This is a genomic window from Pantoea sp. GM_Pan_3, from assembly GCF_026541045.1.
Taxonomy (GTDB): domain Bacteria; phylum Pseudomonadota; class Gammaproteobacteria; order Enterobacterales; family Enterobacteriaceae; genus Pantoea; species Pantoea anthophila.
The window spans coordinates 22001-35161 of sequence record NZ_JALNVA010000007.1 but is presented as its reverse complement, the minus strand read 5'-3'; the positions used below and the strand labels follow the sequence as shown (position 1 = coordinate 35161).

Sequence of the window (13161 nt, the reverse complement as noted above, 5' to 3'; positions counted from 1 at the left end):
AGGAATCGCGTGGCAACCTCGGCAGTTCTCAATCAGGAAGCGCTGGCGCAGCAGGTATTGCAGGATACCTTCGGCTACCAGCAGTTTCGTCCCGGTCAGCAGACGATCATCAATCAGGCGCTGAGCGGGCGCGATTGTCTGGTGGTCATGCCCACCGGCGGCGGTAAATCGCTCTGCTATCAGATCCCGGCGCTGGTGCGCGAAGGCCTGACGCTGGTGGTCTCGCCGCTGATCTCACTGATGAAAGATCAGGTCGATCAGCTGCTGGCAAACGGCGTGGCCGCGGCGTGTCTCAACTCCACTATGACGCGCGAACAGCAGCAGACGGTGATGGCTGACTGCCGCACCGGTCGGGTGAAGCTGCTCTACATCGCCCCTGAACGCCTGATGATGGATAACTTCCTCGACAATCTGGCACACTGGCAGCCCGTGATGCTGGCGGTGGATGAGGCGCACTGTATCTCGCAGTGGGGGCACGATTTCCGTCCGGAATATGGCGCGCTGGGCCGGTTGCGTGAACGCTTCCCGGAGGTGCCGGTGATGGCGCTGACCGCGACCGCCGATGAAACCACCCGTAACGACATCGTTAACCTGCTGCACATGCAGGACCCGCTGATCCAGATCAGCAGCTTCGACCGTCCCAATATCCGCTACACCCTGGTGGAAAAATTTAAGCCCACCGATCAGCTGCTGCGCTACGTGCAGGATCAGCGCGGCAAGTGCGGCATTATCTACTGCAACAGCCGGGCGAAGGTGGAAGACACCGCCGCGCGCCTGCAGAGCCGGGGGCTGAGCGTCGGGGCCTATCATGCCGGTATCGACAGCGAACAGCGCGCCAGAGTGCAGGAAGCGTTTCAGCGTGACGATCTGCAAATCGTGGTGGCGACGGTGGCCTTTGGGATGGGCATCAACAAGCCCAACGTCCGGTTTGTGGTTCACTTTGATATCCCGCGCAACATCGAATCCTATTACCAGGAAACCGGCCGTGCCGGCCGTGATGGCCTGCCCGCCGAGGCGATGATGCTTTACGACCCGGCAGATATGGCCTGGCTGCGTAAGTGTCTGGAAGAGAAAGTGCCGGGGCCGCTGCAGGATATTGAACGCCATAAGCTCAACGCCATGGGCGCGTTTGCGGAGGCGCAGACCTGCCGCCGCCTCGTGCTGCTCAACTACTTTGGTGAGGGGCGCCAGCAGCCGTGCGATAACTGCGATATCTGTCTCGATCCGCCTAAACGGTATGATGGTCTGGTCGAGGCGCAGAAGGCGCTTTCCGGCATCTACCGCGTGGGGCAGCGTTTCGGCATGGGCTATATCGTGGAGGTGCTGCGCGGCTCCAACAATCAGCGTATCCGGGAACAGGGCCATGACAAACTGCCGGTCTATGGACTTGGCAAAGATCAGAGCCACGAGCACTGGGTCAGCGTGTTACGTCAGTTGATCCATCTGGGGCTGGTCACGCAGAACATTGCCATGCATTCGGCGCTGCAGCTGACCGAAGCTGCCCGCCCGGTGCTGCGCGGTGAAGTCCCCCTGATGCTGGCGGTGCCGCGCCTGATTACCGCGAAGACGAAGAGCAGCAGTCCGGCGAAGTTTCACGGTGGCAACTACGATCGCAAGCTCTTTGCCAAGCTGCGTAAGCTGCGAAAAGCGATCGCCGATGAAGAGAATATTCCGCCTTACGTGGTGTTCAATGACGCCACACTGATTGAAATGGCAGAACAGATGCCGGTCAGCGCGTCAGAGATGCTCAGCGTCAATGGCGTGGGTCACCGCAAACTGGAGCGCTTTGGCAAACCTTTCCTGGTGATGATCAAAGAGCATCTCGATGAAGAGTAAAGGACACTGATTATGCTGATGTTATTTGCCACTGTGGCGCTGGTACACCTGGTGGCGCTGATGAGCCCCGGCCCGGATTTCTTTTTCGTCTCACAGACGGCTGCCAGCCGCTCACGCAAAGAGGCGATGATGGGCGTGCTGGGCATTACGCTTGGTATCGTTGTCTGGGCGGGAGTGGCGCTGATGGGGCTGCATCTGATTCTGGAGAAAATGGCCTGGCTGCACCAGATCATCATGGTCGGTGGCGGACTCTATCTGCTGTGGATGGGCTGGCAGCTGATGGGCTCGGCACGTCAGCGCCATAAACAGCCGCAGCAGGATGAGCCGGTGGTCGAGTTGCCAAAACGCGGCATGAGCTTTCTCAAGGGGCTGCTGACGAATCTCTCAAATCCCAAAGCGATTATCTACTTCGGCAGCGTCTTCTCGCTGTTTGTCGGGGATGATGTCGGCGCGACGGAGCGCTGGGGGCTGTTCCTGCTGATCATCGCAGAAACTTTTGCCTGGTTTGCGCTGGTGGCGGCAATCTTTGCCCTGCCGTGGATGCGTGCGAAATATCAGCGCCTGGCAAAATGGGTGGATGGTATGGCAGGGGTACTCTTTGCCGGTTTCGGCATCCATCTGATTATCTCCCGCTAAGCATCGCGGATGCCGGCGTGCACGAGGCGCGTCCGGCATGGCTCTCACCTCCCGTCGTCTCTTCCTCATGTGACAGCGATCACACTCTGCTCCACCGTTTATCCCGTTACCTTAACCGTCACTCAATCGTCACCCGGTGTTAATCCACCGAGGCATCACCTCTGGTAAGGTCGGTAACCGGGCATATTTTTGCAGGAACAGGATGATGAGAATGAAAGCGCTGCTGCTGCTGTTAATGAGTGCGGGCATCAGCGCCTGCATGTCGCCAGCGGCGACCCGTTATCCGGCATCGCAGCCGATCCGGACGGATAAGGTGACGTCGATGCTGGCGCAGCTTCCTGCGCCCGGCCTGCCGCAGGGTGACAGGATTAGCCGGATCTCTGCGGCTTTTCTCGGGACACCTTATCAGGCCCATACGCTGATCGGCTCGCCTGCGACGCCCGAAGCGCTGGTGATCAACCTCTACGGGGTGGACTGCTTTACGCTGCTGGATTATGTGCAGGCGCTGAGCCAAAGCCACGATCGCCCCAGCTTTGAAGCCAGCCTTATCCGCACCCGTTATCGGGATGGCGAGGTCAGCTACCTGAAACGGCGCCACTTTTTTTCCGACTGGGCTGCTGACAGCCCGCCGATTGCCGATGACGTCACCCGCACACTGAGCCCGGCGGCGGTGACGGTGATGAAGCCACTCAATCGTCAGGCCAGCGGAACAGAAAAAGTGCCGGGTCTGGGCGTGATGCCGCGTCCGATCACTTACATTCCGGCCCGCGCCCTTACGCCCCGGCTGCTTAACCAGATTCAGAATGGCGATTACGTCGGGGTTTACACGCCCGCGGCGGGGCTGGATGTCTCACATGTGGGGATTGCCGTCCGGCACGATGGCCGGTTGTGGTTCAGGAACGCCTCCTCGCGGGCTGAAAACCGCCGGGTTGTCGATGCGCCGTTCAGGGAATATATGCGGTCAGTGCCGGGCATCATCGTGCTGCGTGCCGTGCCGGCGGTGTGATGAAAGAGAAGCGATCGCGCCGGCCCTGACGCGCCGGCCCTGGCGGGCCGGCGCGTCAGGATCAGGCGATCTTCCTGGCGCTGGCCAGCAGGGCGCCGACCGCCATAAACAGTCCGCCGAAAATGCGGTTCATGAGCTTCATCTGTTTTGGCCCTTTAATCCAGCCCGCAATGCGGGTTGCCAGCGTGGCGTAGCCAATCATCACGATGATATCGACCACTACGGTCGTCACGCCCAGCACCAGATACTGCATAAAGAGCGGCTGATGCGGCTGAATAAATTGCGGGAAGAGCGCCGCCAGAAAGACGATGCTTTTGGGGTTGGTCAGGTTCACCAGCACGGCACGTTTGAACAGGCGACGGCGCGGCATCGCTTTAGCGACCGCGTCCAGGTCGATACCGCCCGCTGAGCGCCACTGCTGTATACCTAGCCAGACCAGATAGGCCGCACCGGCCCATTTCAGAATCTCAAAGGCGAGCAGCGACTGGGAAAACAGCGCGCCCAGCCCGATGCCTACCAGCACAATATGCAGTGCCAGCCCGACCTGCAGGCCGGAGATGGAGGCCACCGTGCCGCGATAGCCGTGGCTGATGCCGGTACTCATGGTGTTAATCGCGCCGGAGCCGGGCGACAGGCTGAGAATTGTGGTGGTGAGCAGATAGGTCAGCCACCATTCGATGGTCATGGGTTGCGCTCTCTTTAGGGGCGGAAGTGTGACACAATACGCCAGAAATAAGCGCGGCGCTACGGCCTGCGTACGGCAACAGGGACTCTTTATCCGGTCATCAGGAGGGCGAATGAATCCACACAAAGCCAGCTGGCTGCGACGCGAAAAAGCCTTTGCTGCCTTTGCAACCGGTCCGCTGCTCGACTTCTGGCACAGCCGTGAAGAGCGTGAGTTTACCGGCGTCGGCAATCTGACATTACGTTACGTCCGGTTCACGTCACCGAAACATACGCGTGTCATCCTGATTGTGCCCGGCCGCATTGAGAGTTACATCAAATACCCCGAGCTGGCCTACGATCTGTTTCACTGTGGCTTCGATGTGGTGATCCTCGATCATCGCGGCCAGGGGCGCTCCGATCGTCTGCTGGAGGACTCACACCGTGGCCACGTGGTGGAATTTACCCACTATGTCGACGATCTCGAAACCCTCTATCTGAAAGAGATCGTCAGCGGACACTATCAGCAGCGTTATGCGCTGGCTCACTCGATGGGGGGCGCAATATTAACGCTGTTTCTGGCGCGGCAGCCGCAGGCTTTTCATGCGGTTGCCCTGGTGGCCCCGATGTTTGGTATTGCGCTGCCGTTGCCCGCCTTCCTGACCCACCGGATACTCGACTGGGCGGAGAAACGCCCGGCGGTGCGCGATGGCTATGCGCTCGGCACCGGACGCTGGCGCGCGCATCCGTTTGGCATCAACCGGCTGACGCACAGTGCTGAGCGTTACCGGCGTAACCTGCGCTTTTATGCTGATGATCCGGCGATTCGCGTTGGCGGGCCGACCTATCACTGGGTGCGCGAAGGCATCCATGCCGGTCGTAACATCATCAGCCAGGTGGATAAGATCACCACGCCGCTGCTGGTGTTACAGGCCAGCGAGGATCGGGTGGTCGATAACCGTTCACAGGACCTGTTTTGTGCCGCGATGGCTGCGGCGGGTCATCCGTGTGAGGGCAACACGCCGCGGGTGATCAACGGCGCGCGTCATGAGATCCTGTTTGAAAAAGACGCGATGCGTGCCGAAGCGCTCAATGCAGTGGTCGACTTCTTTTCAGCGCATCACTGACGTTATTTATCCGACCGGCGAAAGCCGGCAGACTCCGATACCCGAGGTTTTCATGTACCACATCGTTGCATCCGACCTGGATGGCACGCTGCTTTCTCCCGAACATCGCCTGACCCCATTTGCACGCGAAACGCTGCAGCAGCTGGTCGCCAGAGATATTCACTTCGTTTTCGCGACCGGCCGTCATCATATCGATGTCGGACAGATGCGCGACAGCCTGGCGATTCCGGCTTATATGATCACTTCAAACGGCGCGCGCGTTCACAACGCGGCGGGCGAACTGGTCTTCAGTCACAATCTGGATGCCGACATCGCCAGCGATCTGTTTGGCCTGCAATATCACCACAACGAAATCCTGACTCACGTCTACCGGGATGATGAGTGGTTTGTCAGCCGCTCAAGTCCGGCGGAACAGGATTACTTCCGCGAGTCGGTATTCAATTATCAGGTCTATGAGCCAGGTCTGCTGCCAACCGATAACATCAGCAAAGTCTTCTTCACCTGCGAAAACCCTGAACATCTGATCCCGATGGAGCAGGCCATTGAAGCGCGCTGGGGTGACCGCGTTAACGTCAGCTTCTCATTACCTACCTGTCTGGAGGTCATGGCGGGCGGCGTGTCGAAGGGGCATGCGCTGGAAGCCGTGGCGAAGCAGTTGGGTCATTCGCTGCAAAGCTGTATCGCCTTTGGCGACGGCATGAACGATGTGGAGATGCTGAGCATGGCGGGTAAGGGCTGTATCATGCAGAACGCTCATCAGCGGCTGAAAGATACGCTGCCGGCGCTGGAAGTGATTGGATCAAATGCGGATGATGCGGTGCCGCAGACGCTGCGCGCACTCTACCTCGCATAAGCAGATGAATGAAAAGGGCCGGTTATCCGGCCCTTTTTTTATGCCGTCAGGCGATTTTCTGTTTGTGTCTGTGTTCGCTGACCATGGTCAGGAGCAGCAGAATAACGGCGAGCACGCAGCCTGCGATCATCACCAGGAAGCCGCCATTCCAGCCGAAGTAGTCGACGGTGTAACCGACAATGGCGCTGGCGGCCACCGACCCACCCAGGTAACCGAACAGGCCGGTAAAGCCCGCTGCCGTTCCTGCCGCTTTTTTCGGGGCCAGCTCCAGCGCGTGCAGACCAATCAGCATCACCGGACCGTAGATCAGGAAGCCAATCACGATCATACAGGCCATATCGACGCCGGGGTTACCCGCCGGATTGAGCCAGTAGATGACGGTCGCGACGGTGACCAGCGTCATAAAGAACACCCCGGTCGCCCCCCGATTGCCGCGGAACACTTTATCCGACATCCAGCCGCAGAGCAGCGTCCCCGGTATCCCCGCATATTCATACAGGAAGTAGGCCCAGGAGGATTTATCCAGCGTGAAGTGTTTCACCTCTTTGAGATAGGTCGGAGACCAGTCGAGGATGCCGTAGCGCAGCAGATAGACAAACACGTTGGCCAGCGCGATGTACCACAGCAGCTTGTTCGGCAGCACGTACTTCATGAAGATCTGCTTTGCCGTCAGCTCCTCTTCATGGCTGGCATCGTAGTCGGGCGGATAGTCGTTTTTATACGCTTCAATCGGCGGCAGGCCACAGGATTGCGGGGTATCGCGCATCAGCGCAAAGGCCAGAATCGCAATGGCAATCGCGCCAAAAGCGGGCATGTAGAGCGCCGCTTTCCAGTCGTTAAACCACGCCATGCCCAGCAGAAACAGCAGCGGGGGAATACCGCCGCCCACATTATGGGCACAGTTCCAGACCGAGACGATCCGGCCGCGCTCCTTCTGTGACCACCAGTGAACCATGGTGCGTCCGCACGGCGGCCAGCCCATCCCCTGAAACCAGCCGCAGATAAACAGCAGTACAAACATCACCATGATGCTGGAGGTCGCCCAGGGCACAAATCCCATGATCAGCATCACCGCCGCGGCCAGAATCAGGCCAGCCGGCAGGAAGACGCGCGGGTTTGAGCGGTCCGACACCGATCCCATGATGAATTTTGAAAAGCCGTAGGCGATGGAGATGCCCGACAGGGCAAACCCTAAATCGCCCCGCGAAAAACCCTGCTCGACCAGATAGGGCATCGCGAGCGCAAAGTTTTTTCTGACCAGATAGTAGGCGGCATAACCGAAGAAGATCCCGATGAAAATTTGCCAGCGCAGACGACGGTAGAGGGGATCGACACGATCCTCTGCCACCTGTGGCTGGCGTGGCGCAGGTTTAAAAATGCTCAGCATCAGTGAGGCCCTCCAGGGCACATTATGGTTTTTGAATTCCCGGCAGGTTGAAGCAGGAAAAGAGGAGAAAATGGCCATCCGATGTTCCATTTCGCGCAAAGAATAGTGTTAGTTGCGCAGCGTTACTGTGATGGATGACACATTTGTTACAGTTTTATTACAGTTGAGAGCGAAAGTGTTCACCTGATGGATCATTTCGCGCATTTTGTCTGGCGGAAAAGCGGTTCTGTCGACAGTTATGTCAGTCTGTGTAAACGGTCCGCTGCTTAAAGATTCTGATCGAATGTTTTATAGTCAGATGTCAACCAGATTTCACAGCCTGATGGCAGCACATTGTTTACACTGACGGCCTGTTAATTTCAGGGTCATGACCGTGTTCTTATTAATTATTACCACTATTCTGTGGGCCTTTTCGTTCAGTCTGATTGGCGAATACCTTGCCGGGCAGGTGGACAGCTGGTTTTCCGTTCTGATGCGTCTGGCGCTGGCTGCGCTGGTCTTCCTGCCTTTCCTGCGCTGGCGCGGCTACCGCCCTTCAACGCTGCTGCTTTATATGCTGGTGGGGATGCTGCAGCTCGGGGTGATGTATCTGCTGAGTTTTGAAGCCTATCTCTATCTGAGCGTTTCAGAATTCCTGCTGTTTACGGTGATGACGCCGCTGTACGTGACGCTGATTTACGATCTGATCAGCCGTCGTCCGCTGCGCATCGGTTATGTGTTCAGTGCGCTGCTGGCGGTGGCCGGTGCGGCGATTATCCGTTATGACAAAGTCAGCGATCATTTCTGGTTCGGGCTGCTGTTAGTGCAGCTGGCAAACATCTGTTTTGCGGCGGGAATGGTTGGGTATAAGCGTCTGCAGGAGACCCGTCCGATGCCGCAGCACACCGCCTTCTCCTGGTTCTATCTGGGTGCGGTCGTGATTGCCGTGATCGCGTGGTGCGCCTGGGGTAATCCGCAGAAGTTGCCGACCACCTCCCTGCAGTGGGGCATTCTGGTCTGGCTGGGCGTTGCGGCTTCCGGTCTGGGCTATTTTATGTGGAACTATGGTGCAACGCAGGTCGATGCCGGCACGCTGGGCATTATGAATAACATGCACGTTCCCGCCGGGCTGCTGGTGAATCTGGCAATCTGGCAGGAGAAACCGCACTGGCCGAGCTTTATTGCGGGTGCGCTGGTGATCCTCGCCTCGCTGTGGGTGCATAAGCGCTGGGTGGTGGGGCGCAGCAGCCGATCTTAAAGGAGAATCGCGCCTAATCAGTGGCTGTGGGTCAGGTGAGGCCTCCCGGGCTGGCGCGTCCGATCGCGAAGGAATCTCACCTCCCTGTGGATCGGCCGGGCCATCCCTGGCCCGGACGCTTCGCTCTTCTGACGCGCCAGCCCATGAGGCGTGACAGCCTCATCGCTGTTTAATACATGGCTCAGCGCGAGCATGAAGGAGTGATGCAAGGGTAGTAAAGCCTGGAGGCGCAACAGCCCCATCGCTGTTAAATGCGTGGCTCAGCGCGAGCATGAAGGAGGGAATGGCAGGCTGAGAAGTAAAGCGTCCGCCGCATGGCTGGCCCGGTGCTGCTCTTGTCAAAGCCCTGATGAAGCGGGAGGGAAGGGGTGGCGCAGCTGAGGAGCAAAGCGTCCGAGCCAGGGATGGCGAGGCCGCGCTGCATGGATGCAGGCTTTCTTTGCGATCAGATGCGCCACCTCTGACCACGCAGGGGCCAGAAGCGATCAGAGATTAAGCCGGCTTATCACTCTTCGGACGCTGGATCATCGCCAGCCCTTTCAGGAAGTTACGCAGAATCTGATCGCCACACTCGCGGTAGTTCTTATGGTCGGGCTTGCGGAAAATCGCTCCTACTTCCGCCTGCGACACGGTAAAGTTCGCGCGCTTCAGCACGTCAGGAATGTCGGTCGTTTTCAGATCGAACGCGATACGCAGTTTCTTCATGAAGATATTGTTATTCATTTTGCGCTCGATCGACGGGGCAGGCGCCTCTTCGCTTTTACCACGACGGTAAAAAATCAGGCCATTCAGAAAATACCCCATCAGCACATCAGGGCAGGGACGGAACGCGGCGTCGTCATCTTTTTTCAGCCACGCCTGAATATCCGTCTCGGGTACCTCACATTCCGCCAGCGCAAAAATCTTCACCATTCCGGCATCGCTCAGATTAAGCATGTAGCGCACGCTGCGCAGAATATCGTTATTAGTCATGGTGAGATCTTCTCATGGTCAGTCGACAGGCTGCGCATTATAGGGGATTTTGCCGGCGTCCGCGCAGGTTTGTGCCCGACCGGTTACCGCTGCAACACCGCACCGGGCAGCGCAGCATCACGCACAAACGGCAGATGCTCACAGGCGTGCTGACGGGCAAAACGGATAAAGGCTTCCAGCACCGGCTGCCGCTGTTCACCTTCGCGCACGGCGGCGTAAAGACGACTCCAGAGCCCCTCACCCAGCGTGCGGGTCACGACCAGACCCTGCTTCTCAAAACTCTCCACCACCCAGTGCGGCAGTGCCGCGATACCCATGCGCGCGGAAACCATCTGAATCATCAGCAGGGTGTTATCGACACTTTTCAGTGCCGGGCTGACGCCAGCAGGCTGCAGGAAGTGACGCCAGATATCCAGACGCTGACGCTGCACCGGATAGATCATCAACACCTCATCAGCCAGATCTTCCGGGGCAATCTGCTCCACCTGCGCCAGCGGATGATCCGTTGCCAGCACCAGCCGCACTTCATAATCAAACATCGGGGAGTAGAACAGGCCGGAGCGCGCCAGAATATCGGAGGTCAGCACCACATCCAGCTCACCCTGCTGCAGAGCGGGCTGAGGATCAAAGGTCACGCCCGATTTGAAATCCATCACCACCTGCGGCCAGCTCTGACGGAATTTATCCAGCGCGGGGGTCAGCCACTGAATACAGCTATGACACTCGATCGCCACCCGCAGCGTGGTCTGATGCGGCTCATGGCACGCCTGCAGGGCGTGCTGGATCTGCGGCAACACCTGCTCTGCCAGCTGCAGCAGAATATCGCCCTGCGGCGTAAACCGCAGCGGCTGACTTTTACGCACGAACAGGCGGAATCCCAGCCGCTGCTCCAGGTCGCTGAACTGATGAGAGAGCGCCGATTGCGTCTGGTGAAGCTGGGCCGCCGCCGCCGCCAGCGATCCCGTGTTGCGCAGAGCCTGAAGCGTCCGCAGGTGCTTGAGTTCGATCATGAGGGTCCTTCACATCGAAAATGAACATATTGCGCTTGAGCCACATACAGTACCCGCAGATTATAGCAGTGTAAACATCTGGACGGCTAAACCTCTCTGGCTGCCTGTAAAAGCCAGCGTGAAAGATTATCTGGAGAACAGCACATGACTATCCTGAACCACACCCTCGGCTTTCCCCGTATTGGCCTGCGCCGGGAACTGAAAAAAGCACTGGAGCAGTACTGGGCGGGCGATATTTCGCAGCAGGACTTACTGGCGGTGGGCCGTGAACTGCGCGCCCGCCACTGGCAACAGCAGAAAGCGGCGGGTGTCGATCTGCTGCCGGTCGGCGATTTCGCCTGGTACGATCATGTGCTGACCACCAGCCTGATGCTGGGCAACGTGCCCGCACGCCATCAGAACCCGGAGGGCAGCGTTGACCTGGACACCCTGTTCCGCCTGGGCCGCGGTCGAGCCCCCAGCGGTGAACCCGCCGCCGCGGCAGAGATGACCAAATGGTTTAACACCAACTATCACTACATGGTGCCGGAATTTACCCGGGGACAGCGGTTTAAACTGACCTGGACTCAGCTGCTGGACGAGGTCGATGAGGCGCTGGCGCTGGGTCACAACATCAAGCCGGTGCTGCTGGGGCCTGTAACCTATCTCTGGCTGGGTAAAGTGAAAGGTGAGCCGTTCGAGCGCCTGTCGCTGCTGGAGGCGATTCTGCCCGTCTACCAGCAGGTGCTGGCAGAACTGGCCAGACGGGGCATCGAATGGGTGCAGATTGATGAACCGGCCCTGGCCCTGGAACTGCCGCAGGCGTGGCGCGACGCCTTCAAACCGGCGTATGACGCGCTGCAGGGTCACAGCAGACTGCTGCTGACCACCTACTTTGACAGCATCGGACAGAACATTGAGGTGATTCGCGCACTGCCGGTGCAGGGCCTGCATGTCGATCTGGTTCATGGCCACGATGACCTCCAGCAGCTGAATCAGCAACTGCCCGCCAGCTGGCTGCTGTCACTCGGGGTGATCAACGGGCGTAACGTCTGGCGCGCCGATCTCAGCCGCTGGTTCAGCCGTCTGCAACCTGTGATTGCACAGCGGGAACAGGTCTGGATCGGCTCCTCCTGCTCGCTGCTGCACAGCCCGATCGATCTCAGCGTGGAAACCCGTCTGGATGATGAGGTCAAAAGCTGGTTCGCTTTCGCCCTGCAGAAGTGTGCTGAACTTTCGCTGCTCACTCACGCACTGAACCAGAACGATGCGGCGTCGCTGGAGGCCTGGAGTGCCCCGGTGCGCGCCCGTGCGCACTCGCGCCGCGTGCACAATGCCGCAGTGGGCCAGCGTCTGCAGGCCATCACGCCACAGCTCAGTCAGCGCCAGCGCGCCTATTCTGAGCGGGCTGCCCTGCAGCGTCAGCGTTTCAGACTGCCGGCCTGGCCCACCACCACCATCGGCTCTTTTCCACAGACCACCGAGATCCGTGGCCTGCGCCTCGACTTTAAGCAGGGCCGTCTCGACAGCAGCCACTATCGCACCGGCATCGCGGCACATATCAGGCAGGCCATTACCGAACAGGAGCGGCTGGGGCTGGATGTGCTGGTTCACGGTGAAGCGGAACGCAACGACATGGTGGAGTATTTTGGCGAGCATCTGGAGGGATTTGTCTTCACCCAGAACGGCTGGGTGCAGAGCTACGGTTCCCGCTGCGTGAAACCGCCGGTCATCATCGGGGATATCAGCCGGCCGGCGGCGATCACCGTGGAGTGGGCCAGCTATGCGCAGTCGCTGACCGACAAGCCGGTTAAAGGGATGCTGACTGGCCCGGTCACCATCCTCTGCTGGTCGTTCCCGCGTGAAGATGTGTCACGGGAAACCCTCGCAAAGCAGATCGCGCTGGCGCTGCGTGATGAAGTGAAAGATCTGGAGAAGGCGGGAATCGGGATTATTCAGATAGATGAACCGGCTCTGCGTGAAGGCCTGCCTTTGCACCAGTCGGAGTGGGCCGCCTACCTGACCTGGGCGGTAGAGGCGTTCCGGCTTACTGCGGCCGTGGCGCAGGATGACACCCAGATTCACACCCATATGTGTTACTGCGAGTTCAACGACATCATGGATGCCATTGCGGCGCTGGATGCCGATGTCATCACCATTGAAACCTCGCGCTCCGATATGGAGCTGCTGGAATCGTTTGAGCATTTCGACTATCCGAATGAAATCGGCCCCGGCGTCTATGACATTCACTCGCCTAACGTTCCCAGCGTTGAGTGGATAGAAGCCCTGCTGCAGAAGGCCGCAAAACGGATTCCGGCAGCGCGTCTGTGGGTAAACCCGGACTGCGGCCTGAAAACGCGCGGCTGGACGGAAACACGTCAGGCGCTGGCCAATATGGTGACGGCGGCGAAGAAACTGCGTGGTGAGACGGCGTAGGGGTGCGGGTCCGGGTGGC

General features: G+C 59.0%; 11 protein-coding genes. 7 read left to right on the top strand and 4 right to left on the bottom strand.

Annotated features, from left to right (window positions below):
* Positions 1 to 9 precede the first annotated feature (9 nt).
* The 3 genes from recQ (at position 10) to OXR04_RS18075 (ending at position 3478) form a co-directional block, all read left to right on the top strand.
* Positions 10 to 1836, top strand: coding sequence for an ATP-dependent DNA helicase RecQ (gene recQ / locus OXR04_RS18085; protein WP_009088468.1), 1827 nt, complete (start codon positions 10 to 12; stop codon positions 1834 to 1836).
* A gap of 12 nt (positions 1837 to 1848) precedes the next feature.
* Positions 1849 to 2472, top strand: coding sequence for a threonine export protein RhtC (rhtC, locus tag OXR04_RS18080; RefSeq protein WP_009088470.1), 624 nt, complete (start codon positions 1849 to 1851; stop codon positions 2470 to 2472).
* Positions 2473 to 2677: 205 nt separating this feature from the next.
* Positions 2678 to 3478 carry a DUF1460 domain-containing protein gene (locus tag OXR04_RS18075; protein ID WP_267372597.1) on the top strand — a complete coding sequence of 267 codons (801 nt, stop codon included), beginning with the start codon at positions 2678 to 2680 and terminating at the stop codon, positions 3476 to 3478.
* A 61-nt stretch (positions 3479 to 3539) separates the two neighbouring features.
* Here the strand turns inward: OXR04_RS18075 and rhtB are convergent, their stop codons facing one another.
* Positions 3540 to 4163, bottom strand: a complete 624-nt coding sequence (gene rhtB / locus OXR04_RS18070; protein WP_003854387.1) for a homoserine/homoserine lactone efflux protein — start codon at positions 4161 to 4163, stop codon at positions 3540 to 3542.
* A 112-nt stretch (positions 4164 to 4275) separates the two neighbouring features.
* On the opposite strand from rhtB, the gene pldB reads away from it, so the two are divergent.
* Entirely contained in the window at positions 4276 to 5268 is a 993-nt protein-coding gene (gene pldB, locus OXR04_RS18065; protein ID WP_267372590.1) for a lysophospholipase L2, read from the top strand.
* A 52-nt stretch (positions 5269 to 5320) separates the two neighbouring features.
* Positions 5321 to 6121 (top strand): sugar/pyridoxal phosphate phosphatase YigL, encoded by an 801-nt coding sequence (gene yigL, locus OXR04_RS18060; RefSeq protein WP_009088476.1) that lies wholly within the window; start codon positions 5321 to 5323, stop codon positions 6119 to 6121.
* Positions 6122 to 6167: 46 nt separating this feature from the next.
* Here the strand turns inward: yigL and glpT are convergent, their stop codons facing one another.
* Positions 6168 to 7508, bottom strand: coding sequence for a glycerol-3-phosphate transporter (glpT, locus tag OXR04_RS18055; protein WP_267372591.1), 1341 nt, complete (start codon positions 7506 to 7508; stop codon positions 6168 to 6170).
* A 373-nt stretch (positions 7509 to 7881) separates the two neighbouring features.
* Here glpT and OXR04_RS18050 point away from each other — a divergent pair, with 373 nt between their 5' ends.
* Entirely contained in the window at positions 7882 to 8745 is an 864-nt protein-coding gene (locus tag OXR04_RS18050) for a carboxylate/amino acid/amine transporter (RefSeq protein ID WP_033736487.1), read from the top strand.
* 492 nt (positions 8746 to 9237) lie between these two features.
* Here the strand turns inward: OXR04_RS18050 and OXR04_RS18045 are convergent, their stop codons facing one another.
* Positions 9238 to 9717, bottom strand: a complete 480-nt coding sequence (locus OXR04_RS18045; protein WP_140923906.1) for a DUF1456 family protein — start codon at positions 9715 to 9717, stop codon at positions 9238 to 9240.
* An 83-nt stretch (positions 9718 to 9800) separates the two neighbouring features.
* Positions 9801 to 10727, bottom strand: coding sequence for an HTH-type transcriptional regulator MetR (metR, locus tag OXR04_RS18040; protein WP_009088486.1), 927 nt, complete (start codon positions 10725 to 10727; stop codon positions 9801 to 9803).
* A 144-nt stretch (positions 10728 to 10871) separates the two neighbouring features.
* Between metR and metE the strand changes: the two genes are divergently transcribed.
* On the top strand, positions 10872 to 13142 hold the full coding sequence (gene metE, locus OXR04_RS18035; RefSeq protein WP_058958183.1) for a 5-methyltetrahydropteroyltriglutamate--homocysteine S-methyltransferase: 2271 nt from the start codon (positions 10872 to 10874) through the stop codon (positions 13140 to 13142).
* Positions 13143 to 13161 lie beyond the last annotated feature (19 nt).